The sequence below is a fragment of the Nocardia sp. NPDC059177 genome, assembly GCF_042755165.1.
Classification (GTDB): domain Bacteria; phylum Actinomycetota; class Actinomycetes; order Mycobacteriales; family Mycobacteriaceae; genus Nocardia.
Genome location: NZ_JBHZBX010000017.1, coordinates 123,348 through 148,139 on the forward strand (window position 1 = coordinate 123,348; position 24,792 = coordinate 148,139).

The 24,792-nt window shown below is 69.1% G+C and carries 27 protein-coding genes and 1 pseudogene; 8 read left to right on the top strand and 20 right to left on the bottom strand.

Features of this window, described 5'->3' with window-relative positions:
- Entirely contained in the window at positions 1–792 is a 792-nt protein-coding gene (locus ACFXK0_RS21325; protein ID WP_379412307.1) for a potassium channel family protein, read from the top strand.
- On the opposite strand, the gene eccB is transcribed toward ACFXK0_RS21325, so the two are convergent.
- A complete protein-coding gene (gene eccB / locus ACFXK0_RS21330; RefSeq protein ID WP_379412309.1) occupies positions 785–2,263 on the bottom strand; it encodes a type VII secretion protein EccB in 1,479 nt (492 codons plus the stop codon). The two genes, ACFXK0_RS21325 and eccB, sit on opposite strands and share 8 nt — an antisense overlap.
- Positions 2,264–2,376: 113 nt before the next feature.
- Between eccB and eccE the strand changes: the two genes are divergently transcribed.
- Positions 2,377–4,020 (top strand): type VII secretion protein EccE, encoded by a 1,644-nt coding sequence (eccE, locus tag ACFXK0_RS21335; protein WP_379412310.1) that lies wholly within the window; start codon positions 2,377–2,379, stop codon positions 4,018–4,020.
- A gap of 82 nt (positions 4,021–4,102) precedes the next feature.
- Here eccE and ACFXK0_RS21340 read toward each other — a convergent pair whose 3' ends face one another.
- The gene (locus ACFXK0_RS21340; RefSeq protein ID WP_379412312.1) at positions 4,103–4,663 is read right to left on the bottom strand and encodes an NADPH-dependent FMN reductase; all 561 of its coding nucleotides are present in this window, start codon (positions 4,661–4,663) and stop codon (positions 4,103–4,105) included.
- A 120-nt stretch (positions 4,664–4,783) separates the two neighbouring features.
- Here ACFXK0_RS21340 and ACFXK0_RS21345 point away from each other — a divergent pair, with 120 nt between their 5' ends.
- Positions 4,784–5,767, top strand: a complete 984-nt coding sequence (locus ACFXK0_RS21345) for a GAF domain-containing protein (protein ID WP_379412314.1) — start codon at positions 4,784–4,786, stop codon at positions 5,765–5,767.
- Position 5,768: 1 nt separating this feature from the next.
- On the opposite strand, the gene ACFXK0_RS21350 is transcribed toward ACFXK0_RS21345, so the two are convergent.
- Positions 5,769–6,608 (bottom strand): S-methyl-5'-thioadenosine phosphorylase, encoded by an 840-nt coding sequence (locus ACFXK0_RS21350; RefSeq protein WP_379412315.1) that lies wholly within the window; start codon positions 6,606–6,608, stop codon positions 5,769–5,771.
- A 129-nt stretch (positions 6,609–6,737) separates the two neighbouring features.
- On the opposite strand from ACFXK0_RS21350, the gene ACFXK0_RS21355 reads away from it, so the two are divergent.
- Positions 6,738–7,064, top strand: a complete 327-nt coding sequence (locus ACFXK0_RS21355; protein WP_379412316.1) for a metal-sensitive transcriptional regulator — start codon at positions 6,738–6,740, stop codon at positions 7,062–7,064.
- A 10-nt stretch (positions 7,065–7,074) separates the two neighbouring features.
- Here ACFXK0_RS21355 and ACFXK0_RS21360 read toward each other — a convergent pair whose 3' ends face one another.
- The 15 genes and pseudogenes from ACFXK0_RS21360 to infA form a co-directional block, all read right to left on the bottom strand.
- Positions 7,075–7,614 (bottom strand): hypothetical protein, encoded by a 540-nt coding sequence (locus ACFXK0_RS21360; protein WP_379412317.1) that lies wholly within the window; start codon positions 7,612–7,614, stop codon positions 7,075–7,077.
- 109 nt (positions 7,615–7,723) lie between these two features.
- A complete protein-coding gene (locus tag ACFXK0_RS21365; protein WP_379412319.1) occupies positions 7,724–8,689 on the bottom strand; it encodes a helix-turn-helix domain-containing protein in 966 nt (321 codons plus the stop codon).
- Positions 8,690–8,756: 67 nt separating this feature from the next.
- Complete coding sequence (locus ACFXK0_RS21370) at positions 8,757–9,674, bottom strand: nitrilase-related carbon-nitrogen hydrolase (protein ID WP_379412320.1); 918 nt, start codon at positions 9,672–9,674, stop codon at positions 8,757–8,759.
- 170 nt (positions 9,675–9,844) lie between these two features.
- Complete coding sequence (locus ACFXK0_RS21375; protein WP_379412321.1) at positions 9,845–10,510, bottom strand: helix-turn-helix transcriptional regulator; 666 nt, start codon at positions 10,508–10,510, stop codon at positions 9,845–9,847.
- A gap of 28 nt (positions 10,511–10,538) precedes the next feature.
- Positions 10,539–10,868, bottom strand: a pseudogene (locus ACFXK0_RS21380) (hypothetical protein); the annotation flags it as partial.
- A 197-nt stretch (positions 10,869–11,065) separates the two neighbouring features.
- Positions 11,066–12,040 (bottom strand): helix-turn-helix domain-containing protein, encoded by a 975-nt coding sequence (locus ACFXK0_RS21385; RefSeq protein ID WP_379412323.1) that lies wholly within the window; start codon positions 12,038–12,040, stop codon positions 11,066–11,068.
- 32 nt (positions 12,041–12,072) lie between these two features.
- A complete protein-coding gene (locus tag ACFXK0_RS21390; protein ID WP_379412342.1) occupies positions 12,073–12,450 on the bottom strand; it encodes an SHOCT domain-containing protein in 378 nt (125 codons plus the stop codon).
- Positions 12,451–12,586: 136 nt separating this feature from the next.
- The gene (truA, locus tag ACFXK0_RS21395; protein ID WP_379412343.1) at positions 12,587–13,399 is read right to left on the bottom strand and encodes a tRNA pseudouridine(38-40) synthase TruA; all 813 of its coding nucleotides are present in this window, start codon (positions 13,397–13,399) and stop codon (positions 12,587–12,589) included.
- Between the two features lie 107 nt (positions 13,400–13,506).
- Positions 13,507–14,010 carry a 50S ribosomal protein L17 gene (gene rplQ / locus ACFXK0_RS21400; protein ID WP_379412324.1) on the bottom strand — a complete coding sequence of 168 codons (504 nt, stop codon included), beginning with the start codon at positions 14,008–14,010 and terminating at the stop codon, positions 13,507–13,509.
- Between the two features lie 44 nt (positions 14,011–14,054).
- Complete coding sequence (locus tag ACFXK0_RS21405) at positions 14,055–15,113, bottom strand: DNA-directed RNA polymerase subunit alpha (RefSeq protein ID WP_022567324.1); 1,059 nt, start codon at positions 15,111–15,113, stop codon at positions 14,055–14,057.
- A gap of 124 nt (positions 15,114–15,237) precedes the next feature.
- Positions 15,238–15,843, bottom strand: a complete 606-nt coding sequence (gene rpsD / locus ACFXK0_RS21410) for a 30S ribosomal protein S4 (protein ID WP_019045111.1) — start codon at positions 15,841–15,843, stop codon at positions 15,238–15,240.
- A 22-nt stretch (positions 15,844–15,865) separates the two neighbouring features.
- Positions 15,866–16,279, bottom strand: coding sequence for a 30S ribosomal protein S11 (gene rpsK / locus ACFXK0_RS21415; protein WP_019045110.1), 414 nt, complete (start codon positions 16,277–16,279; stop codon positions 15,866–15,868).
- Between the two features lie 9 nt (positions 16,280–16,288).
- On the bottom strand, positions 16,289–16,660 hold the full coding sequence (gene rpsM, locus ACFXK0_RS21420) for a 30S ribosomal protein S13 (protein ID WP_355271363.1): 372 nt from the start codon (positions 16,658–16,660) through the stop codon (positions 16,289–16,291).
- Positions 16,661–16,838: 178 nt separating this feature from the next.
- On the bottom strand, positions 16,839–16,952 hold the full coding sequence (gene rpmJ / locus ACFXK0_RS21425) for a 50S ribosomal protein L36 (RefSeq protein ID WP_011207363.1): 114 nt from the start codon (positions 16,950–16,952) through the stop codon (positions 16,839–16,841).
- 147 nt (positions 16,953–17,099) lie between these two features.
- A complete protein-coding gene (gene infA / locus ACFXK0_RS21430; protein ID WP_003418601.1) occupies positions 17,100–17,321 on the bottom strand; it encodes a translation initiation factor IF-1 in 222 nt (73 codons plus the stop codon).
- 269 nt (positions 17,322–17,590) lie between these two features.
- Between infA and ACFXK0_RS21435 the strand changes: the two genes are divergently transcribed.
- Complete coding sequence (locus tag ACFXK0_RS21435) at positions 17,591–21,430, top strand: AAA family ATPase (protein WP_379412326.1); 3,840 nt, start codon at positions 17,591–17,593, stop codon at positions 21,428–21,430.
- Positions 21,431–21,437: 7 nt separating this feature from the next.
- On the opposite strand, the gene ACFXK0_RS21440 is transcribed toward ACFXK0_RS21435, so the two are convergent.
- On the bottom strand, positions 21,438–21,938 hold the full coding sequence (locus tag ACFXK0_RS21440) for a DUF4254 domain-containing protein (RefSeq protein WP_379412327.1): 501 nt from the start codon (positions 21,936–21,938) through the stop codon (positions 21,438–21,440).
- 173 nt (positions 21,939–22,111) lie between these two features.
- Between ACFXK0_RS21440 and ACFXK0_RS21445 the strand changes: the two genes are divergently transcribed.
- Together ACFXK0_RS21445 and ACFXK0_RS21450 are read left to right on the top strand one after the other, a co-directional pair.
- Positions 22,112–22,921: a GntR family transcriptional regulator gene (locus tag ACFXK0_RS21445; RefSeq protein ID WP_379412328.1), complete on the top strand. Its 810-nt coding sequence runs from the start codon at positions 22,112–22,114 to the stop codon at positions 22,919–22,921.
- A gap of 8 nt (positions 22,922–22,929) precedes the next feature.
- Positions 22,930–23,517 carry a GNAT family N-acetyltransferase gene (locus ACFXK0_RS21450; RefSeq protein WP_379412329.1) on the top strand — a complete coding sequence of 196 codons (588 nt, stop codon included), beginning with the start codon at positions 22,930–22,932 and terminating at the stop codon, positions 23,515–23,517.
- On the opposite strand, the gene ACFXK0_RS21455 is transcribed toward ACFXK0_RS21450, so the two are convergent.
- Entirely contained in the window at positions 23,495–24,193 is a 699-nt protein-coding gene (locus tag ACFXK0_RS21455) for a hypothetical protein (RefSeq protein WP_379412331.1), read from the bottom strand. The genes ACFXK0_RS21450 and ACFXK0_RS21455 overlap by 23 nt on opposite strands.
- Before the next feature lie 189 nt (positions 24,194–24,382).
- On the opposite strand from ACFXK0_RS21455, the gene ACFXK0_RS21460 reads away from it, so the two are divergent.
- On the top strand, positions 24,383–24,700 hold the full coding sequence (locus tag ACFXK0_RS21460) for an acyl carrier protein (RefSeq protein WP_379412333.1): 318 nt from the start codon (positions 24,383–24,385) through the stop codon (positions 24,698–24,700).
- The last annotated feature ends 92 nt before the right edge of the window (positions 24,701–24,792 follow it).

Here is a 24,792-nt window from a genome sequence, read left to right on the forward strand (position 1 = left end):
ATGACTTCACCTGTGAGCGCCGCGCGTCCACTGACCCGCAGGCAACGGTGGGAGCGGGCCACCAACGTGCCCATGATGACACTGGCCGTGCTGTTCGTGGTCGTCTACGCGTGGCGCGTGCTCGACACCGACACCTCACCCGCTCTCGACGCCGGTCTGGTGCTGGCCGATGTCGTGATCTGGGTGGTGTTTGCGATCGACTTCGCGGTGCGGCTGACGATGTCCACCGACCGCGGCCGCTTCGTCCGCAATCACGTGCTCGACCTGCTCGTCGTGCTGATACCGCCGTTTCGCCCGCTGCGCCTGGTCCGGGCCGCGCTGCTGATGCTGGAAACACTGAGCCGGGTGGCTCAACCACGCACCCGCCTGGTCACCTTCGTCGCCACCAGCTCACTGCTGATCCTGTTCCTGTCGAGCCTGGCGTTCTACGACGCCGAATACGGTGCCCCGGACGGCAAGATCGCCGACTTCGGTGACGCGCTGTGGTGGTCGGCGGTCTCGGTCACCACGGTCGGCTACGGCGATGTCTATCCGGTGACCACCGAAGGCCGGCTGGTGGCACTGGTGCTGATGACGCTGGGGATCGGCCTGATCTCGTTCGCGATCGGCACCATGACGAGCTGGGTCGTCGAGAAACTGAAATCCGCCGACGACGCCGCCGACCGCGCCGACCGCGCGCTGACCGAACTGGTCGGCGAGGTGCGCGCGCTGCGGGCCGAGGTCGCCGAGCTGCGACGACGCGCCGAAACCAGCTCACCCGCTGATTCCGGCGCGTCGTCGCGGACTACTTGACCTCGGCGACAAGCTCTTTCGCCGGTGACGGGTCGGGGGCGATGCCGTCGTGGGCGACCATCGCGTCCTCGCGGCCCAGGCTCGGGCCGCCGGCCAGCAGGCCGATGATCGGCCACGGGGCCGGTTCGGCGGGCACCTTCTCCAGGCCGAGCGCCTTGACCGCGTCGGCGTTCTTGATGCCGAAGCGGACGCCGGTGTCGGCGATGTAGAACAGGCTGTCCTTGCGGCGGCTGTCCGGCTCGATGCCGGTGGACTGCACGTAGGCGCCGGAGGCAGGCGGGATGTAGACCGAGTCGGCGTTGGGGCCCGCGCCGTCGGCCTGGGCGAGGTCGACCAGCTTGGCGTTGTCCGGGATGGGCAGGTCGATGCCGGTGAACAGCGACAGTTCCGCGCGGGCGGTGCCGTCGGAGTTGTCGGTGGCGCCGGCGATCGGCTTCCACGACATGCAGCTGACCGGCTGGTCCTTGTCGGCGATCAGGGTCGGCCGGTCGACCGGGTAGTTGTGCACCTTCAGCGTGTTCGACGTCGGCGCGTAGGTGCGGTCGGTCGACTGGATGGTGGTGCCGTTCATGATCGTCGGATAGAAGTTACGGATGATCTGCGCGGTCAGCGCCGAAATCGCCTGCAGTCCGTCCTGGAGCACCACATAGTTCTGGTTGGACTCGTTGAAGACCTGGACCACGTCACCGATCCGGTGCCCGCTCACGTTGTAAGTCGGGGTGCCGCCGGGATTGTCGATGGTCGGGGTGATGATCGGCAGCACCTCGGGGATGGCGTTGAGCAGGCCCTCGCTGATGGTGCGCGGGGTCGCGCCGCTGATCCCGAGCGCCTGGACGACGGGGGCGTCGTCCATCTTCACGCGCGCCCGCTTGTTGTCGTAGACCAGGTAGACCGAGTCCTTGCCCTGCACCAGCAGGGCCTTACCGGGCTCCAGCTTCGCGGCCTTGGCGCCGAGATTCGGCGAACCGGCCAGGACCGAGGTGGTCAGGGCGGCGCTGCCGTCGGCCTTGAGCCGGTCGCACACCGTCCAGGCGCGGCCGTTGCCGTCCTTGTCGTAGAGGATCGAGGTGGGCGCGCCGGGGATGCCGATCAGCGGACCGCGCGGCTTCTTGCCCAGCTCGGATTCCTTGACCACCGCGGCGTCGGCCGCCTCACCGACGGCCAGGCGGGCCGAGGCGAGATTCAGCGCGGGGTGCACGACATTGTCGATGACCGCGTAGACGCCGCCGGATTCCTTGGCGATCAGGATCTTGTTGTCGCCGATCTTGTCCTGCGGTTTGAGCAGCGCGAGCACACCGCAGCCGGCCAGCACGACGATGCCGAGCACCAGCCCGACGACGTAGGCGCGGGTCTGCGCGCGCATCGGATCGTGCAGCATGCGCACGTCCCGGCGCACCAGGGCGTGCTCCATCCGCCGCACCAGGAAGCGGTAACCGCTGACCTGCCAGCGCGTAGTGGGTTTTGAAGGCATGGTTCCTCCCCCGAACAGTGCTCTTGTCCGGGCAACACAGTACAGTTCCCCGCAGCACTTGTTCGCATTCGGCCACCGGCCGATCGACAATCGGGTACCTGGGGGAGGAACGAATGGCCGAGTTCACCGGTACGGGACCGCGCCCGCTGTTCGGCCGTATCACGCTGCCGCACCTGCTGACTGCGCAGGTCATCGGCCTGATCGTCGGCGTCGTCGCGCTGGTGGCCGGCCTGAATCCGTGGATCGCGCTCGGGGTGGCCGTCGTGGTCGCGCTGATTCCGCTGATCTCCTTCGGCAAGCGCACCCTGCTGGATTGGATCGCCACGATCCGCCGGTATTCGGGCAAGCGCGAGTACACCCTCGGCGACACCGTCGACTTCCGTGACACCGACGGCCGTTCGCTCGGCCTGTACTGGGACGGCAGCCGGGTGGTCACCGTGGTCGAGGTGCTGCCGCCGCGCGGCGGGCTGACCAGGATCGCCCGCACCGCCGTGCACGCCTCCCACCTGCTCCCCCTGCCCGAGCTGGCCGCCTGCCTCAACCAGCACGACATCCTGCTCAGCGGCATCGACATCATCAGCCACGGCCACCGCAGCCGCTCCGGCACGCCGGCGGGCGCGATCTACGAATCGCTGCTGGGCCCGCTGCCCGCCACCGCGCACCGCACGGTCTGGCTGGCGATCAGCTTCGACGCCGTGCGCTGCCCGGACGCGGCCGCGCGCCGTGGCGGTGGCACCGACGGCGCCTCGCGCGCGGTCACCATCGCGACCCAGCGGATCATGCGCACGCTCGAGGACGCCGACTGCAACGCCCGTATCCTCACCGCCCCCGAGATCCGTAAGGCCGTGCAGCAGATCACCGCGGGCCTGGATCCGCGCACCCTCACCCAGCGCTGGAAGTACGCCGAGATCGGCAATGCCGTGAACATCGGCAGCGCGGTCGATCCCAAGCAGCTCGGTTCGGACCTGCTCGCCCAGCTGTGGGTGGCGCCCTCGCGCGGGACCACGGTCTCGGTGCGGCTGCGGCCCGGCAGCGATGCCGAGTCGGTGAGCGTCGGCGCCGCGTGGCGGTTGACCGCGCGTGAGCTGCCGGAGAAGGCCAAGACCAAGGGCATGGTGTCGATGAACGGCCGCCATCGGGACGCCCTGCTCGCGCACCTGCCGATCGCGGTGCCCGGCGTGGACGACACCATCCCGACCACCGAGTACCCGATCGATGTCATCGGCGCGCTGCACCTGCCCTCGGCGGGCTGCGGTCAGCTGCTCGGTTCCGACGAAGAGGGCAACGGCGTCGCGACCAGGATCATCGGCTCCGGCATCTCCACCGTCTATGTGGCGGGCGAGCTGTATCTGGCCCAGCAGCTGGTGTTCCGCGCGCTGGCCGTCGGCGAGCGGGTGCTGGTGCGCACCGACCGGGCACACGCCTGGGAGCACCTGGTGAACACCGTGGGCAACCCGGAGCGGCTGACCATCGCGGTCGAAACCCACCAGTCCGACGCGGGTTTCACCGCCACCGTCGTCGACGGCGTGCTGGCGCCCGCGCCGCACGCGGGTGTCACCACGATCTATCTCACCGGCGACCCCAACGGCTGGCCCGCCTCCCGTCCCGATCTGGAGATCTACCAGCCGGGCGCGGTCGGCAACCGGGTGGTGCTGCGCACCGGCACCACGCGGGTCAACCTCACGCTGGTGTCGATCCCGCGCGAGGCCACCTATATCGGCCAGCCGCGCGGTCAGCGGCAGATGGCCAACGCCTGATCGGCCGGTATTTTCGTGCAATTCGCCGCTGTGGAGTCAGAAAACTGACTGGCGGCGGCCGGATTGCACGAAAATGCCGGTGTCAGCCCGGGTAGGGGTCCCCGGCCCGGGCGCCACGTAAAGTCCGGCCCCACCAAGCCAATTGGCCGAGCATCCGGGCACTCGCGTCGATCGCGGCCCGGTCGTCGGTCGCGCCGCTCGCGTCGAATCGTCGCTTGGCCTGGGCGAAGCTGACCGATTCGCGCACCGGGACCATGTGCAGTTCGGCCACCACCTGCCGCAGCTGCTCGACCGCGCGCAAGCCACCCGAGAGTCCGCCGTAGGACACGAATCCGATGGGCTTGGCCCGCCATTCGTGCTTCACGCTGTCCAGTGCGGTCTTGAGCGAGGCCGGGTAGCCGTGGTTGTACTCCGAGGTGACCGCGACGAACGCGTCGGCCGCGCCGATCCGATCCCGGAACTGAGCGACCGCGGGTGTTTCGGTGAGCTCCACCGGCAGCGTGATGTCGCGCAGATCCAGCACGCCCACCTCGAATTCCGGCCGCGCACGCGCCGTAGCGAGGAACCAGTCCGCCACCACCGGCGCGAACCGCTCGGGACGGGTACTGGCGACGACGACCTCCAACCGCAGCGGTGACTCCATCCCGCGAGCCTATCCGCGCATGTCGGAGACCGCCCCGCCCACACCGCGCGGAACGCGCATCGGGCACGATGGTCGGGGGTCGTGTTCGTTCCGGGGTGGCAGACGCGAAGGGGGTCATAGGTGCTCATCGGGCACTGGCAGCTGGTGGAGACACTCGGCGGACCGGAGAGCTGGTCGATGCTGACGTCGGGGACCACGCCGCGCGAGTGGGCGTCGTATCAGCGCGCGATACCGGCCCGGCTGCATCCGCTGGTCGCCGCGGCGTACGAGTCCGGCGAACCGGTCGAACGGGTGCTGCCGAAGTCGCGGAACTCGTGGTCGGAGTTGTCTTTTCGCGCGGAACCACTGGGCTGGCCGGTCGCGCGGCCGCATGCTGTGCGGGTGTGGGTGGGTGCCGGTGAACCCGCCGGGGAACTCGCCGCCGCGCCGTTCCAGGTCGACGCGCACGCCCGCGTGGTGCGCACCCGGCCGGCGGGTCTCGGGCCGAATTTCGGTTCCGCGCCGGTCGAATACACCGGCGCCGAACCGTTCCAGCGCATCGAGCGGTTCGACCGGGCACTGGATATCGTTGCCGCGCTGACCCGTTCGGAACCGGGCAGCCGCTGGTCGGCGATCGCGACGGTCGAATCGATGGCCGGGCCGCGGTCGCTGCTGCTGGCGGCGCGCAACGCGACCGACCCGCGGCGGCGGTTCGAGTGGCGCGGCGTCGCGGTCGATGTCACCGACAGTGTCGCGCCGCAGCTCAAGTCGTTCGAGGCGGCGACGCTGGAGTTGTTGCGCGGCTCCCGGCCGGGGCTGTATCTGGTCATCCTCGACACCGCGCAGGTGCGGGCGGTGCGGTGGGTCACCGAGCCGGTGCCGGGGCTGCGCTGGCGCGGGGTCGACGAGCGCACGGTGCCGCACCCCGGCGACCGCGCCAGGATCGCGGCCGCGCGCGCGGAGATCCTGGCGGGGGCGGCCCGTGCTGAGCTGCCCGCGCTGCGGCTGGCCACCGAGCAGGGCGGCTGGCTGGTGGCCGATGTCGAAGTGTCGCCGTTGCCGGGCAACGGCGTGGCGCCCGCGTTCGTGCTGGCTCAGTTGCAGGTCACCACGCCGCCCGGGTGACTCAGGGCAGTTCGAAGGGCAGCGAGATCCCGGCGTTTACCTGGCAGCGCTCGCAGGTCTCGGTGCCGTCGACGGCCGCGACGGCGCGACGCAGCAGTTCCTTGAACGGGCCGAGGTTCTTCTCGAACTCGGCGAACACGTCCACCGCGTGCACGCCGTCGCCCTCTTCCAGGCCCGCGTCCAGGTCGGTGACCAGCGCGATCGCGGCGTAGCACATCTCGAGTTCGCGGGCGAGGACGGCTTCGGGGTGCCCGGTCATATTGACCAGGTCCCAGCCCTGCCCGGCGAACCAGCGGCTCTCGGCCCTGGTGGAGAAGCGCGGGCCCTGCACCACGACCATCGTCCCGGAGTCCTCGACACGCAGCTCGCCACCGGACGACTTCACAGTGTCCGCCTTCGGGCCCGCCGCTCGCACCGCCGCCGCACGCAGGTCGTCGCAGTACGGATCGGCGAAGGAGACATGGATGCCGCCGCCGTCGAAGTAGGTCTGCGGACGGCCCGAGGTCCGGTCGACGAGCTGGTCCGGCACCGCGACGGTGCCCGGCCCCCAGTCCGCGCGCAGGCTGCCGACCGCGCACGGCGCGAACACCCGGCGCACGCCCAGCGAGCGCAGAGCCCACAGATTGGCCCGGTAGGGCAGGGTGTGCGGCGCGAATTCGTGCTGTTTGCCGTGGCGCGGCAGGAAGGCGACCGCGCGCCCGTCGACCTCGCCGATCGCGACGGGCGCGCTCGGGGCGCCGTACGGGGTGTCGACCTCGACGTGGGTGGCGTCGTTGTCGAAGAAATCGTAGAAACCGCTGCCGCCGATGACGGCGAGGGCGGGCCGGGGAAGCGAACTCATGGGCCTGATTCTCCCGTCCGGCCTGGTCGCGGGCAGCACCGGGACCCGACCTGACAACACCCGCCCGATTCTGTACCCTAGGGGGGTATCAGCTCGCCCGGCGAGCACCCAGCAGGCGAGGAGAACCCGGTGACCGCACCCACCCCCGACACCGATGCCGGCTGCGACCACGCGGCCCACGGCTACATCACCGCCAAGGACGACTACCTCAAGCGCCTGCGCCGCATCGAAGGCCAGTCCCGCGGCCTGCAGCGCATGGTCGAGGAGGAGAAGTACTGCATCGACATCCTCACCCAGGTCTCCGCGATGACCAAGGCGCTGCAAGCGGTGGCGATGGGCCTGCTCGAGGACCACATCAGCCACTGTGTCGTCGATGCCGCCGTCGCCGGTGGACCCGAGGCCGAGGCCAAGATCAAAGAGGCCACCGACGCCATCGCCCGGCTCGTGCGCTCCTGACCGGCGTGCCTCAGCCGGCCCGGCTGTAGTCCCGGCCGCCCGCCGCCTCGTCGACGACCACATCGGCGAACAGCAGCCCCGGCTTACCCGGCGGCAGCGGCGCGACCAGGTCGCGGCCGTCCGGGCCGAAGATCCTGGCGACCCCACCACCACCGCTGAGCCGCAGGAACTCCGGGGAGTGCGCGTCGACGACGGCCCAGCCGGTCATCGGGACCAGCGCCGTCGGCGCGATCACCACGACACCGTTGGCCCGGGCGTACTCCTGGGCGACGGTGCTGTTCACCGCGATCACGCCCTCGCCGACCGCCTGATACACGGTGAACCCGGAGAACGCGGCCACATGCACCTGCTCCCGCCACAGGTGCGCGCGCCGGTCCGCGTCCAGGTGTTCGGCGCCGCTCAGCATCCCGATCCGGCCCAGCTCGGTCTGGTGGACCACCGGCGCCGCCGCCCCGTCGGCGAAGAACCCGATCGTCTGCGCGACGCCGGCGGGCAACGACAGCCACGCCGGCTCGGCCTGCACCGCCGCCGCCCGAATCCGCTTGACCACTTCTGTCCGTCCTCCCACGCACTGGTTGCTGAAATCCAGTGTCGCGCAACGGGTCGGCGATACCACAGACCTGCAGTGCCATTCCGCTGACCACCAGTGCCGTTCGGGGTCAGCGGATGTGGGTGTTGCGGTAGTCGCGCGGCGTCATCCCGGTTTCCTGCTGGAAGACCCGGTAGAAATGGCGCTCGGAGGCGAAGCCCGACTCGAAGGCGACCGCGGCCAGGGGGCGGGTGCGCGGGCTGGTGAGGAGCCGTTCGGCGTGCCGGACGCGCAGGCCGCGCAGGGTGTCGTTGAGGCTCGCGCCGGGGCCGTCGAAGAGACGGAAAAGGGTGCGGCGGGAGATGTGGCATGCCGCGGCCACCTCGGCGGCGCTGAGGTCGGGGTCGGTGTAGTGCTCGCGCAGGAACACCGTGACATGTTCGCGGCTCAGCGCGTCGGCGGGCGTGTCGACCGGTTTGTCGCCCGCGGCCAGCAGCACCGCGGAGCCGAGCAGGCCGAGGGCGGCACCGGCCAGCAGATCGGCCTCGGCCGGTGCGTGCAGGCGGATCCTGGCCAGCTCGCGAAAGTAGGTGGCCACCACCCCCGGCGGCGAGTCCGGTTCGATCGCGGTCGCGGCCGGGATACGGATCTGCTCGAGCCCGGGCTGGTCACGCAGGTATCGGGTCGGCACCTGCACCAGCACCTGCTCGAAGGCCGCGCCGCAGTCCCACACCGAGGGCAGCGAGGTGTCGAGGATGGTCATCTGGCCCGGCAGCAACGTCACCGACCGGCCGCGCTGCGTGAGCCGGGCGTGACCGGAGATCTGAATGCTGACCAGCAGATATTCCTCGAGCCCCGCCGCCACGTGGGTCTTGGTCCGCCGGAAGTGCTGATTCCGGCCTGCGAGCGTGGTGAGCGAGAAACCGGGCACGCCGGGCAGCGCGCTGCTGGTGACCCGGCCGAAGGTGGGCGCCTCCTCGATCGGTTCGAGCGTGAGCGGAAAGTAGGTCTCGTTCATCAGCGCGGCCCACTCGTCGAACACCGCGCCGCGCGGTGTCGATGTCGAGAACTCGAGGGTCGTCGGTTCGTTTCCCACGGGCACGCTCCCCAGCGATGGCACGGGCGCAGCTGTCCCTGCGCCGTCGCTCGAGAATATGCCCGTTTCAGGTGTGCGCGGGTTCGCGGCGGGCGATGCGGCCGCTGGGGGTACGGAAGGAGGAACGGTCGGGGCAGGTGAGCGGTCGCGACGAGCGGCTGAGGTCCAGATCGGCGAAGATCACGCCTTCCTCGCCCTCGGCCAGCGGCGCGGCGAGCTCGAGGCCGCCGGGGCCGAAGATGCGGGAGACGCCGCCACCGCCGTGCAGCAGCCGGCGATCGGGGCTGCGCGCGTCGACGACTTCCCAGCCGGCCACCGGCACCACCGCGACCGGGGCGATCACATGGGTCGCGCCGTCCATGGCGTAACGCACGCTGGCGGCGGTATTGAGTTCCGGGCCCCAGTCCTTGCCTTCGCCGTAGTACACGGTGAAGCCCGACCAGGCCGCGATATGGATCTGCTCGCGTTGCTCGTGCATGCGGACCCGCAGGTCGCTACGCAGATGGTCGGCGCCGCCGAGCACACCGATGCGGCCCAGTTCGGTGTCACCGACCAGCAGACCGCCGTCGGACGGGCTGAACACGGTGCGTTCCAGGCCGGTCGGTTCGGCTTTGCGGGCCACCGAGATCGCGCCGTCGGTGTCGATCAGCGCCTGCGACATGAAGACTTCGCGGCCGGCGCGCTCGGCGAAACCGATCGCCACGTGAATGCCTTTGCGCCGCGCCGCATAACCGATCGCGCGGAGTTCGGGGCCGTCGGCGGTGAGCGCGTTCGACAGATACCTGGCTAAGAACTCCTCACCCCAGTCGACGGAGTTCAGCCACATCCACCACGGAAATCCGGGCAGGAATGTCTCGGGAAAGGCGACCAGTCGCGCTCCCCCGTCGGCGGCGGTGTCGATGTATTCGATCGCCTGCTCGATGCCGGCCGACAAGTTCAACCACTTCGGCTCGGCCTGCACCGCAGCAACGCGTACTCGGCTCATAGTGACCCCTGTCGCTCATCCGTGAAAAGTGCTCGATTCACTCTCTCGCAGATACGCGCGGACCAAACTGTCATACCGTGCCAGCCGACTGACCGTCTGTGCCAAACCGGCGAAACGCAATTGAACAGCCTACGCCCGGCAATTGCCGCTCGACAGCCCCGCTTCGATCACTATGCGGTTACCCGTCGGTATCCGCCCTCGGGCGCCGTCGCGAGCAGTCGGTATTCCCCCGGCGTCATTCCCATCTCCAACCGGAACGCCCGGAAGAAATGCCGTTCGGAGGCGAACCCCGACGACTGCGCGATCGAGGACGCCGACCGGGACGGATCGCGGGTCAGCAGGGCCCGCGCACCGTCGACGCGCATGCGCCGCAGCACGGTGCTCAGGCTCTCGCCGACGTCGTCGAAGAGCCGGTAGAGGGTGCGCCGCGAGACCAGGCAGGCCCGGGCGATCTCGTCGACGGTCAGGCCGGGATCGGCGCAGCGGCGGCGCATGAACGTCAAGACCTGTTCACGGGACAGGGCCTGCGCGGGCGGACCGACGGGCAGCTCACCGACCGCCAGCCGCACCGCCGAGGAGAGCAGGTCCACGGCGGAGCCCGCCAGCACCGCAGCCTGGCCGGGGGCGTCGGCCTGGATTCGGGCGAGGTCGCGGAAGAACCCGGCAACCACCCCGCCCGCGCTGTCCGCGGCCACCCGGACCGCGGTCGGCAACTGCGCGCGATCGGTACCGAACTGCTCTTCGACCACGGTCATCGGCACCCGGACCACGACCTGCGCCCAGTCCGCGGCCGTCAGGTCCCAGTCGTAGGGCCGGGTGGTGTCGTAGAAGACCATGTCCCCCCGGGCCGACCTCGGCCACCCGGCCGTCCTGGCGCAGCAAGCCCTTGCCCTCGGTCAGTATCGAGACCAGCAGGAACTCGTCGTCGGTGCGCTCGATACAGCGCTCGGTGCGCCGGACGATCTGCCCGCTGGCACCGATCGTGGACAGATCGAAATCCGGCAGACACGCGCGCTCGATCCGGCCGTGAAAGCCCTCGCGCTGGGAGGAATCCACGGCGAGCGGCACATAGCTCGCCGACAGCAGGGACTCCCACTGGGCAAATGATTCGTTCGCGACAAGAGGCTCCGACGACTCCACGCCAATCACCTCGCTCCCCAATCCGAACCGATCAGCAAACAATGGGCGTCGCACGAATCGTTGGACGCGCCCGGTTGCCGAGCCTGCCAGATCGACCGATTCGTTTCCACCGAACGTTTCCGTTCGCCTCGGCCGATCTTGGTCAAAGATTCAACTAGCACGGTCTATTGCAGGCGGTATCCGTTCCGTGTTCGACAATTTGAAAGACTCGAATGTGAGGTATATCACTTTTGCCCGTCTCGCGCAGGCTATTACGCGACAGCGATCGCGCCCCGGGCAACAATCCGGTATTCACCCGGCGTCATGCCGGTCGCCGCCCGGAAGGCCCGGTAGAACTGCCGTTCGTTCGGAAACCCGGCGGCCGTGGCCACCGTCGCGATCGAGCGCTGATCACCCGCTTCGAGCAGCGCCCTCGCCCGTTCCACCCGCAACCTGCGCAGCATCGCCCCGAGCCCACCCTCGACCTCTCCGACCAGGCGGTACAGCGTCCGGCGCGACACCCGGCAGCCCGCCGCGATCCGGTCGACCGACAGTCCGGGATCGGTGAAATGGGCGTGCAGATAGTTGAGCACCTGCTGCCTGCTCACCGCATCGGACTGCGCCCGCCCCGGCTCCCGGCCCGCGGCGATCGCGGCAGCCGCCCCGAACAGGTCGACGCCGCTCGCCGCGAGCACCGCGGCCGCGCCCGGGTCGGTGGCGTGCAGGTCGGCGACCCGCCGGAAGTATCCGGCCAGCATGGACCCCGCACCGCCCGCGCCGATCACCCGGCCCGCGGGCAACGCCTCCGCCCGCACCCCGAGGTAGTCCGCCACGCGCTGGCGCGGGACCCGGATCGTCAGATCCTCGATCAGCACGTCCGACCGCCACCGGATCGGCTGAGCGGTGTCGTAGAAGATCATCGCGCCCGGCGTGAGCTCGACCCGGTGCCCGGCATGCTCGACCTGCGCGCCGCCGCGCAGCACCACGCTGCCGATGACATGGAATTCGTCGGCTTTGGCGATATGGCGCCGATTGCGCCGCAACTCGTGCCCGTCGGCCACCACAGCGCCGACCGCGACCTCACCGACATCCACCGCCCGGATCCGCCCCGCGAACGGGCGCGGCACCGTCGGCGCGATCGACACCTCGGTGATCGCGCCGGCGACCATCTGCTCCCAGTAATCGAACGCGTCGGGAGGCGGGATCTGCCCGGTCGAGCAGACCTCCGGGAAACCCTCGAACGACATGGGCAGATCGTCGCATCCACGGTCCGGATCGATCAAGCGAGCGCTTTGGCCTTCAGATGCTCGAATTCAGCCTGGCTGATCGCACCGGAATCGAGGAGCTTCTTGGCGTCGGCGATCTGCGCCGCCGGGCTGGTGCCCGCGGTTTCGCGAATGTAATCGTCCTGCGCGGCTTTCATGTGCTTGGCCTCGGTTTCGGCCCGCTCGGCGATACCACCGCCGCGCACGATCAGATACACCAGCGCCGTCAGCAACGGGAAGATGAACAGGAAAACCACCCAGATCGCTTTGGCCCAGCCGGAGGTCTTCTTGTCGCGGAAGAGATCGGAAATGATCATGAAGAGCAGCAGCAGATAGGCAACGAAAGCGAAGCTGACGATGATGAGCCAGACGTAATCCCAGAACGACATGATGTCCCCTGAATCGTTGGTCCGGCAATGGTTTCCCGGGCGATTGCCGGGGCACCCGCACTCGATCCGGAAGTTAGCACCACTTCGGCAATCGCATCAAGACGAACCGCCGAAGCGAATGCCAAACGCCGTGATTACGTCAACCCCCACAGCAACCCTCACCCGACACGGGCACCGTTCGCACTTCCCTGGTTTCGGCATTGCGCGCGGCGAGATCGGCATCGGCGGGATAGTCCACAGCGATCAGGCTCAGCCCGTGCGCGGGGGCGACGGTCACCGAACTCGACCGCTCGGTCTCGGCCAGCAGACTCGCGACCCAGTCCGGGGTACGGCGGCCCTCGCCCACGGCCAGCACCGCGCCGACCAGGCTGCGGACCATCGACCAGCAGAACGCGTCGGCGCTGACATAGGCGGTCAGCAGCTCGCCCTCGCGCACCCAGTCGAAGCGCTGCAACTCACGCACCGTCGTCGCGCCTTCGCGGCGACGGCAGAACGCGGCGAAATTGTGCAGGCCGAGCAGATTCCGCGAGGCCGCGCGCATCGCCGCCAGGTCGACGCCGGGCTTACAGGCGACCACACTGCGGGCGTGCAGCGGGTCGGCACCGTGGGGCGCGGTGGTCAGGCGATAGGCGTAGTGGCGGCGCATGGCAGAGAAACGCGCGTCGAATTCCGCGGGCGCGGTGCGGATATCGGTGATCCGGACATCCTTGGGCAGGAAACGGGCCATCCGGTGCAGGAGTTTGGCGGCGTCGAGTTCGGCGGTGGTGTCGAAATGCGCGACCTGGCCCTCGGCGTGTACGCCGGCATCGGTGCGGCCTGCGACGGTGAGCTGGATCGTCTCCCGGAACACCTTCGACAGCGATTCCTCCAGCGTGCCCTGCACCGTGCGCAAGCCGGGCTGACGGGCCCAGCCGGTGAAATCGGTGCCGTCGTAACTGATCCCGAGTCGCACCCGGGTCGGCGCCGCGCCGGTCTCCTGCATCGCTTCCTCTCCGCGTGAAAAGAACCGAGCCCGCCACCCACGCGGGGTGACGGGCTCGAGCCCGGACTACCTGGGAATCAGGCGTCCTTCTTGTCCTCGGTGGCCTCGTCGGCAGCCTCGGCGACGACCTCTTCGGTCTTCTCCTCGGCGACCTCGGCGGCGGGCGCCTCGGCCTTCTGCGAAGCGGCGACGCGACGGGCCCGGTCGGCCTCGTTGGTCACGGTCTTCTCGCGGACGAGCTCGATGACGGCCATCGGCGCGTTGTCACCCTTGCGCGGCAGCGCCTTGGTGATGCGGGTGTAGCCACCCTCGCGACCCTCGAACGAGGGACCGATCTCCGCGAACAGGGCGTGCACGACGTCCTTGTTGCGGATGACCTTCAGCACCTCGCGACGGTCGGCCAGGGTGCCGCCCTTCGCCTTGGTGATGAGCTTCTCGGCGTAGGGGCGAACCGCCTTGGCCTTGGACTCGGTGGTCGTGATCCGACCGTGCTCGAAAAGCGCCGTGGCCAGGTTGGCGAAGATCGCCTTCTGGTGCGACGCCGACCCGCCGAAGCGGGCACCCTTCTTGGGCTTAGGCATTGGATTCTCCTTGGGAAAGGTCTACCGGGGTGCCCCCCGATGACCTAGAGCTGTTCGGTCTCGGCGTAGTCCTGCTCGCCGCCGTCGGTGTCACTGAAAGTGCCGGAATCGCTCCAGGTGCCGGTGCTCGCGTCGTAACCCACCACGGAGGACGGGTCGAACGAAGCGGGCGAGTCCTTCAGCGAGAGGCCGAGCGCGTGCAGCTTGACCTTGACCTCGTCGATGGACTTCTGGCCGAAGTTGCGGATGTCGAGCAGATCCGACTCGGTACGGGCGACAAGCTCGCCCACCGTGTGCACACCCTCGCGCTTGAGGCAGTTGTAGGACCGGACGGTGAGGTCCAGGTCCTCGATCGGCAGACCGAAGGAGGCGATGTGATCCGCCTCGGCCGGACTGGGGCCGATCTCGATGCCCTCGGCTTCGACGTTGAGCTCACGGGCCAGCCCGAAGAGCTCGACCAGGGTCTTACCCGCCGAAGCGAGCGCGTCCCGGGCCGTGATGGAGTTCTTGGTCTCCACGTCGAGGATGAGACGGTCGAAGTCGGTGCGCTGCTCGACACGGGTGGCCTCGACCTTGTAGGTCACCTTGAGCACCGGGGAGTAGATCGAATCCACCGGGATCCGGCCGATTTCCGCACCGGTCGCCTTGTTCTGCACGGCGGGCACATAACCGCGGCCCCGCTCGACGACGAGCTCGATCTCGAGCTTGCCCTTGTCGTTCAGGGTGGCGATGTGCATGTCCGGGTTGTGCACGACGACGCCGGCGGGCGGCACGATGTCACCAGCGGTGACGGTGCCGGGGCCCTGCTTACGCACGTACATGGTGACCGGCTCGTCCTCTTCGGAGGACACGACCAGACCCTTGAGGTTCAGGATGATGTCGGTGACATCTTCCTTCACGCCGGGAACGGTGGTGAACTCGTGCAGGACACCGTCGATGCGGATGCTCGTGACCGCGGCCCCCGGGATGGAGGACAGCAGGGTACGACGCAGCGAGTTGCCGAGGGTGTAACCGAAGCCCGGCTCGAGGGGTTCGATGGTGAACTTCGAGCGGTTCTCCGCCACAACCTCTTCGGTCAGTGTCGGACGCTGGGAAATCAGCATGAGGATCTACTTCCTGTCAGGGCGTCCGCTATTTGACGCCTAATCAGTGATGCGGATGGCCGCATTCTGGACGGCCATCCACCGTGTGGTGAGCCGCTCCGAAAGCGGCTCACCAGCAGTGGCTTTACTTCGAGTAGTACTCGACGATGAGCTGTTCCTGCAGCGGCACATCGATCTGGGCACGCTCGGGGAGCTGGTGCACCAGGATCCGCAGGCGGCCGGGGACGACCTGCAGCCATCCGGGAACCGGACGGTCGCCGACGGTCTCACGCGCGACCTGGAACGGCAGGGTCGGCAGCGACTTCTCCTTGACATCGATGATGTCGTACTGGGAGACCTGGTAGCTGGGCACGTTCACCTTGACGCCGTTGACCACGAAGTGGCCGTGGCTGACGAGCTGACGAGCCTGACGACGGGTACGCGCCAGACCGGCGCGGTACACGACGTTGTCCAGACGCGACTCGAGCAGACGCAGCAGGTTGTCGCCGGTCTTGCCCTTGAGGCGGTTGGCCTCTTCGTAGTAGCGACGGAACTGCTTCTCCATGACGCCGTAGGAGAAGCGAGCCTTCTGCTTCTCCTGCAGCTGCATCAGGTACTCGGATTCCTTGATCCGCGCGCGGCCGTGCTGGCCGGGCGGGTAAGGACGACGCTCGAACGCCTGGTCGCCTCCGACGAGGTCGACGCGCAGACGACGCGACTTGCGGGTGATGGGGCCTGTATAACGAGCCATTTTTTAGCTGTTTCCTTTCCCGCTAGACGCGACGGCGCTTGGGCGGCCGGCAGCCGTTGTGCGGCTGGGGGGTGACATCGGAGATCGAACCGACCTCGAGGCCAGCGGCCTGAAGCGAACGGATCGCGGTCTCGCGGCCCGAACCCGGGCCCTTCACGAACACGTCGACCTTCTTGACGCCGTTCTCCTGCGCCTTGCGGGCAGCGTTCTCGGCAGCGAGCTGCGCGGCGAACGGGGTGCTCTTACGCGAACCCTTGAAGCCGACGTGGCCCGACGACGCCCACGAGATGACATTGCCCTCGGGGTCGGTGATCGAGACGATCGTGTTGTTGAACGTGCTCTTGATGTGCGCGTGGCCGTGCGGGATGTTCTTCTTATCCCGGCGACGCGACTTCTGAGTCTTCTTCGGGCCAGCGGCCCGGCTCTTCGGAGGCATACGCTATCCCTACTTCTTCTTGCCGGCGACGGTCTTCTTCGGACCCTTGCGCGTACGCGCGTTGGTCTTGGTGCGCTGACCACGAACGGGCAGGCCACGACGGTGGCGGATGCCCTGGTAGCAGCCGATCTCGATCTTGCGGCGAATATCGGCCTGGACCTCGCGGCGCAGGTCACCTTCGACCTTCATGTCAGAGGCTTCGATGTAGTCACGAAGCTTGGTCAGGTCGTCGTCGCTGAGATCCTTCGAGCGCAGGTCCGGGCTGACGCCGGTCTGAGCCAGGATCTCGGTGGCGCGGGTGCGCCCGATTCCGAAAATGTAGGTCAACGCGATCTCCATGCGCTTCTCGCGCGGGAGATCGACGCCCATCAGACGTGCCATGTGGCAGGTTCCTTCATGGTTGCGGAGGTCTGCTCCCTGTCCGTCCCCCCGTCTTGACAGTGGGGGCACCGGCCTCCGTACCGGTGGTTGGCGCGCACACGTGCGTGCGTGCTGGAGCTGGGAGTTCTTCTTTTCGGTCAGTCCGATCAGACGATCGGTGCCCGGCGGTGCTGCTGGATCAGCCCTGGCGCTGCTTGTGGCGCAGGTTGTCGCAGATCACCATGACCCGGCCGTGACGGCGGATCACCTTGCACTTCTCGCAGATCTTCTTGACGCTCGGCTGAACCTTCACGTCCGTCCAATCTTTCCTTGGTCCACAAGGTCTGTGAACACAGTTTTTCCCCAGCCGACGGCTGGGGAAGCTTCCTGGCGCGCTCCGGCCTGGGCCGGAACACCATGCGACGCCGCGTGCCCGCAGGCTCGCGGCGTCAGGCAGGTCTCACTTGTAGCGGTAGACAATCCGGCCGCGTGAGAGGTCGTAGGGCGACAGCTCGACGACCACGCGGTCCTCCGGAAGGATGCGAATGTAGTGCTGCCGCATCTTTCCGCTGATGTGCGCGAGAACCTTGTGACCGTTCTCGAGCTCGATCCGGAACATCGCATTGGGCAGCGGCTCGACAACTCGACCCTCGACCTCGATGGCCCCGTCTTTCTTCGCCATATCCTCCGCGATCCCGGTTATGCTTCTAACCTGAGTTGGATTGCCTCGTAGCTGCTCGCTGGCATGCGAACAGTCGGCGCATAGGTGCACCGCCGCTCAAGCTTACCGGGCTGGGTGTCCAGAGGCAAAAATGCCCCGAACCGTACACCCGGGACCGGCGTAGCGCCCGCCCAGACCGCCCGCCACGACCCCGGGGTTGTCGCGTAAACTCACCGGCGTCCAGATGTGGGTCGAGCAGATCGGGGGACCCTGGTGAGCGAGGCGCGCCGGTGAGCCGCAACAACGACAGCCTCCCCATGTTGCCGCCGTGGCTGTCGGAGAGCGACGTCACACAGGTCGGTTACGAGGCGCCGGTCGAGAACCTGCCGCAGGACGACCTGATCGACGAGGCACCCAAACGCCGCCGATTCATGGGTCGCGGTGGTGACGACGGCGGTCGCAAGGAGAAGCGTGGCCGTCGCGGGCGCAACCGCGAATCCGAGGACGCCCACCCGAGCACCGAACAGGCCGCCGATCCGCACGCGGGTCGCGGTCAACAGGGCTGGACCGGGGGCACCTCCCCCGACCAGGGTCACCAGGGTTCGGCCGGACAGGGCTTCCCCGATCCGAACGCCGGACAAGGCGCCTACAACCCGCAAGCCGGTCAGGGCCCGCAGGGTTCCGGTCAGGGCCCGCAGGGCTTCGCCCCGGATCAGCAAGGCTCGGGTCATGGACAGCAAGGCTTCGGTCCGGATCAGCACGGCGCAGGCCACGGGCAACAAGGCTTCAGCCCAGATCAGCACGGCGCGGGCCATAGTCAGCAAGGCTTCAGCCCGGATCAGCAGGGTTCCGGCCACGGCCAGCAGGGCTGGGGCACGAATCCGCTGACCCCCGAGGGGCAGCCCGCACAGCCGACCTACCAGCAGCCGGCCCCCGAGCAGCCGAACTCCGGCCTGCCGACCGCGCAGAACCCCACCGGTCAGCCGTGGCCGAATCCCGCCGAGCAGGCACCGTGGAACGCCGCCCCGCCGACCGCGGCCCCGGTCGCACCCCCGGCGGCCGAGCCCACCCCACCCGCGCAGTCCCTGCCGACCCGCACCCCGGCGCCACCGTCGAACGGCTTCACCCCGCTCGGCCCCACCGCCCAGCCGCAGCGCCCCGACCTACCTCCCCCGCCCCCACTGCCGGATCCCCCGCGCCCCACTGAGGCCCCGCCACGCCTGACGGCCCCCGAGCCCACCCGCCCGGCCCAGCCGAGCGCCGACGGCTCCGCCCCGGACGGCGCCCGGTCCGATGCCGCGACGAGGGCGGCGTCCACCGACAGCCCGGTCGGCACGAGCCCCGAGTCCGCGTCACCGCACATCGCCGCCGGCCTCGACGCCCTGCGCGCCAGCGTGGCGTCGGCCTCCAGCGAAACCCCGTCCGCCACCGAAGCACTCGACGACCCGCGACACCCGACGACCTCTCCTGACTCGCCGTCGGCCGCGACCCCCGCGACCCCGGCGCCCGCCGAGGCCCAGGCCCCACCACGCCTGTCAGAGCCCTCCGTCAGCTCGGAGTCCCCGCTCACCTCTCCGGCCACCGCAGCCGCACCCGAAGCGGGAGTGACACAGCGCGTTTCCGACCCCGCAGTCGCCGAATCCGTGCTGTCTCCCGAAACGGGTGCGGCACAGCGCGTTTCCGGCCCCACGGCAGCCCAGCACTCTCCGGTCGCCGAGGCGGCAGTCGCGCCCGAAACACGTACGCCGCAACGACTCGGCACCCCGGATACCGCGTCGGCGCCCGAGTCCAGCGCACCGCAGCGGCTCACCGATCCCTCGGTCGGCACGGAATCGCCGCGCACGGGAGACGCAGCGTCGGCTGTGACCGGTGGGCCGGAGCGAGCAGCCGATTCGCCGGCGAGCGCGGGGCGGCACAGCCTCGCCGAGCAGCCGGCACCCGGTTTCGACGGGTTCGCCCCGCCGGGGCCCGAGACTCCCGCCCCGGCCGTGCCGACCCAGTCGGCCAATGCTTTCCGGCAGTCCGGCCCGACGACACCCGACCCGGTCACCTCGCCGGCGGATACCAAACTCACCGAGGTCCACACCCTCGCCGAGCAGGGCGAATCGACCGCGTCCAGCAACGCGCAGCGCGATCCGCGATCCGCTGCCGCGCAGGAACAGTCGATGCGGCCCGCCACGAGCCCGGACGCACCACAGGCGGACCCCCGCACGGCCACCGGTCAAGGCGCACCGCCAGTCGATCCCCACGCCGCCACGCACGTGTCCACCCCGCTGGCTAACCCTCGCCTGACCACCGGCGCCGACGCGAACCCGGCCACCGCCGTGCCGACCACCGGTGATCACGGCACTGGTGGCGACCCGCAGGCGGCTCCCGCAGACCTCACCGCCGTCCCGGACGCACAGCGGCCGCCGGCGGATGTTCCCGCCACCACAGCGGCAGGCGCGAACCCTGTCGCACCGGCGGATCCCCGCCTGACCACCGCGCCCGATGCGCACTCGGTCGCCGCGTCGGCGGATCCTCGCCACACCAACACCCGGCAGTTCGCGCCGTCGACGGGCCCGCAGCCCGCAAACGCGCCGTCCCCCTACAGCTCCGGCGGCTCCGTCCCGCCACAGCGCGCCGACGAGCGTTCCCCGTATGCCTCGGGCGAGGCTCCCCCGGCTTACGCTGCGACGCAATACAACTCGATTCCCGGCGATCCCACCCACGATGTGCAGGCCTCGCCGGATGCGCAGACGCAGATGTTCCGCACCGAGGACGCGCGGTTGCAGCCCGGTCCGAATCAGGCACCGGTCGGCGATGCCCAGCCGTGGCAGGGCGCGGTGCCGGCGCAGGCCGATTACCGGGCCGCCGACTACGTCGCGAACCAGCAGGGGCAGCGACCGGACGGGTCGGGGCAGGCCGGTGCGAGCTGGGGTGATCCTCGATCCGCCCACGGCGCAGGCGAATTCGCGACGCCGGAGAGCACTCAGCAGCAGCCGGACAGCGGTCGGCACGGTCAAGCCCCGTATCCCGACGGCGGCTATCTGCCGAACGGTCCCGGCCAGCCGTATCAGCGTCCGGACACCGCGCCCGCGCAGCAGCCCGATGCGCAGCAGTACCAGCAGCAGCCGAACCCGCAGCAGTATCAGCAGCCGGGTCAGTACCAGCAGCCCGCGCACGGTCAGCCGGGGTGGGGTGCGCCCCAGGGGCCGGGTTACCAGCCGCCGTCGCTGGACAATGTCCCGGTCAAGCGCGCGAAGAAGGCGCCGGGTAGCGGCTGGCGCAAGGCCGTGCACCATGTTTCGGGTGGCGCGATCAACCCGGGGATGTCCGCGGAGGAGCTGCGTCTGCAGGAACTCGTGGCGCGGATCCGCCAGCCGGTGCGCGGTGACTACCGGATCGCGGTGCTCTCGCTCAAGGGCGGTGTCGGTAAGACGACGACCACCACCGGTCTCGGCTCGATCTTCGCCTCGATCCGCGGTGACCGGGTGATCGCCGTCGACGCCAACCCCGACTTCGGCACCCTGTCCCAGCGGGTGGCGTTGCAGACCCGTTCGACGGTGCGCGATCTGCTGCTGGATCCGTCGATCGAGCGGTACTCCGATGTCCGCAGGCACACCTCGCAGAGTTCGAGCCGCCTGGAAGTGCTTGCCAGCGAACGGGATCCGGCCGCGTCGGAGTCGTTCAACGACGAAGAGTACCGGGCCGTCGCCCGTATCCTGCAGCGGTTCTACAACATCATCCTCACCGACTGCGGCACCGGTCTGATGCACTCGGCGATGACCGGCGTGCTGGATCTGGCGCACTCACTGGTGCTGATCTCCTCGGCCGCCATCGATGGTGCCCGGAGCGCCGCGGCCACGCTGGACTGGCTGTCGCTGCACGGTCACGACCACCTGGTCCGCAATGCGGTGGTGGTGATCAATCTGCCGCGTGAGGGTTCGCCGAATGTGGGCGTCCAGCAGCTGCGCGAGTACTTCCTGTCGCGCTGCCGCGCCGTGCACATCATCCCGTTCGACGAGCACCTGTCCGAGGGTGCCGAGATCGATCTGCACCGCCTGCACAAGACCACCAAGCGCGCCTACGTGGAGCTCGCGGCGACCGTCGCCGACGAGTTCGGCGCCGGTCATCCCCGCTTCGGCTGAGCGGGGTCTACCACTCGGGCAGCCTGCGGCGACCGGCGAGCACATCGCGGACCAGGTCGTCGTAGGCGTCGGCCAGTTCGGCCAGATGGTGCCAGGCGGTGTGCAGCATCTCGTCGTTCGCGGCGAGGGTCATCAGCGCGTGGTGCGCGCGCACCGAGGACTCGGCGAGCCGGTCGATGACGGCCCCGATGGTCTCGGTGTGCAAGGTGGCGCCGAGGCGATGTTGCGGTACGCCGCGTAACACCCAGTCGTCGATCGCCAGCACCAGTTCGCTGCGGCGGCAATCGATCTCGCGTAGCGCGAGGGGGTCGGTGTCGACGAAGCCGCCGCGGCCGACCACTCGTTTCTCGTGCAGCACAGCAAGATCGCGCGCGAACCACAGCAACGGTCCGCCGACCACCCGGTGTCCGCGACACGCCCGGACGAGAAGATCGGAGAGCGGGAGCAGACCGGTACTCGCCGGCGGCCCGGCGGTATCGACACACCGCAGTGTGTCGGGGAAAGCCATTACGACCGTAGAACTCTCCGAACCAGCCACGTTGCCTCGCCGTCATCGCCGCACAGCACCGGATCAGGACGTTCATTACAATAAACCTCGCAAGCTTCCTGTCAAGCATTACTCGGCCGTAGGTAACCCAGACGAGTACACTTCGTTACCTGCACGACCTACCGAGGAGCACGATGGCGGACGGTCCTACCTACCTCCGGATCGCGAATCTCCTCCGCGAGGAGATCCGCGCGGGCACCTGGAAACCGGGCGACCGGCTGCCCAGCCACTCCGAACTCGCCGAACAGATGCAGGTCTCGATCACCACCTCGCGCAACGCGATTCAGGTCCTCGTCGCCGAAAACCTGGTCTACACAGCGACTTCCCGCGGCACGATCGTGCGCAACCAGGAAGTCCTGGAATCGGTGGTCACCGACCACATCCGGCGCGATCGGCCCAGATCAGCGCACGACATCTTCGAGGAGATCGCGCGCTCGGCCAATCGCGAGCCGTCCAAGGAATTCAGCGCGCGGATGGAACCGGCCGACGCGCAGGTCGCGCAGTGGCTCGGGGTCGCGGTCGACTCCTGGGTGCTCGCCCGCACCGTCGTACAACACCTCGATAACGAACCGTGGTCGTGGGAGGTGAGTTTCTACCCACGCGATCTCGCCGAGGCGGCAGGCATCGACTCGCCGCACGATATTCCCGAAGGCACCACCCGCAGGCTGGCCGACCGCGGCTACGGCGAGACCGCCCACCGCGACACCGTGCTGGCCAGGCCTGCCACCGCGGCGGAGGCTGCGGTCCTCGGTGTCGCCACCGGCACCGTCCTGCTCGATCACCTGCGTATCGGCGCCAACCACGAACGGGTCACCCGGGCGACCCGGCATCGTTCCCAGGCCGGCCGCAACCGGCTGGCCTATCAACTCGGCGACGCGACGGGAACCGACGTCATCGCCCGAACCCTCGGCATCGCACCCGGGCCTGCCGTCGCCTTACCATGACCGCCGGCATGCGGCAGGCCACCCTGGGTGACCTGCCGCTGATCTGCCGACTGCGCGTACAGCGGACCGCGTGGCTGACCGCCCGCGGCTCCGACCAGTGGACGGTCGCCGGCCGTGGCCGCCCGATCGAGATCTTCGCCGGGGCGGTGGGCCGGGCGCTGGACCGGGGCGAGACCTGGATCGCCGAGGTCGAAGGCGAGCCGGCGGGCACCATCACCGTCAACCACCGGTCCGACCCCGATCTCTGGTCGTCGTGGGAGCTGGCCGAATCCGCCGTCGTCCACTTCATGATCGTCGACCTGCGCTTCGCCGGTCGCCAGGTCGGCCACCACATGCTCGCCCACGCCGCCGACCTGGCCGCACGCCAGCACCGCCCCTGGGTCCGGCTCGACGCCTGGACCACCAATCAGCAACTCCACGAGTACTACCGGCGCGCCGGTTTCGCCCTGGCCCGGATCGCGGGGCCGCTGGCCAGTGGGCCCTCCCGTGCGCTGTTCGAGCGGCGGACCAGCAGCTGGGTGTTCGAGCAGGAGTCCATGGCGGTGGGCACCTGCCCGCCGCGCGGCACCGCGCTCACAGCGGAGGCAGGTGGCTGACCTGCACCATCTCGTTCGGGCGGGCGCGCGAGACCAGGGTGCCCCGCCCGGGCGCGAGCTTGCCCGAGCGCACGTCGCCGAGCAGTTTGCCCTCGTCCTTGGGCGCCGACATGAGCAGCGCGTCGACCGAGAGATCCTTGAGGGTGCCGAGCACCTTGTCGAACAGTGCCCGCGCCGCGCCGCCGGAGCGGCGCGCCACGATCAGGTGCATGCCGATGTCGCGAGCCTGCGGCAGGAATTGCAGCAGTGGTTCCAGGGGGTTGACGCCGCCGGTGGTCACCATGTCGTAGTCGTCGACGACGACGTAGATCTCCGGCCCGGTCCACCAGCTGCGTTCCCGCAACTGTTTGGGGGTGATGTCGCCGCCGGGGATGCGCCGGGTGAGGTAGGACGCGACTTCCTTGATCATCGGTACCGCGGTCTGCGAGGAGGTCGAATACCCGGCCAGCTGTTCACCTTCGAGCACGCCGAGCATGGTGCGCCGGTAGTCGAGCATGATGACCCTGGCCTCGTCGGCGGTCGCGTTCTCGGTGACGCCGAGGACGATATTGCGCAGCAGCATGGTCTTGCCGCACTCCACATCGGCGAAGGCCATCAGGTGCGGCTGGCTGTCGAAATCCAGCACGATCGGGGCGAGCTCGTTCTCCGACGATGTCGAGGAGGCCGTCCGCACCACACCCGGCGTCTACAAGGGGCACTGTGTCGCGGTCGCCGACAGTGCGGCCGAACGCATGATCGTGGTCGCCGAGTCCGAGGCCCGGCCGGGCACCGAGGCCGGCGAGCAGCTGACCACAGCGATCCGCCGCCGCGTATCCGGCGCGCTGGCACTGTCAGCGGTGACCGTCTCCTGGTACCCGCGAAATCCTTGCCGCGCACCACAAGTGGCAAATGGCAACGCACCCTCATCGCCGCCCACGCCCACACCTGGCTGGCCGACCGCCACCCCACCGAGGTCACCCGAATCCTCCGCGAGGAACTCGCCCGCCGATTCCACTGCCAGCTCGACCACATCGATCTCGACGCCCCCCTCACCGAACTCCCCGGCGCCGACTCGGTCCTGATCCTGGAAGCCCTCGTCGCCTGCGAACGCCGCTGGCAAACCCGCCTCGACCAGAACGCCCTCTCCCACATCCACACCGTCCGCGACCTACGAGACCTGTTCCTGGGCACCCTGAGCCCCTAGAGCTCCTATCCAGTTCGATTGCTGAGGCGTCGCCAACAGATCAGTGCCGCACCAAGATTCATGAACCCGTAGTGGATGTCGGTACGACGTTC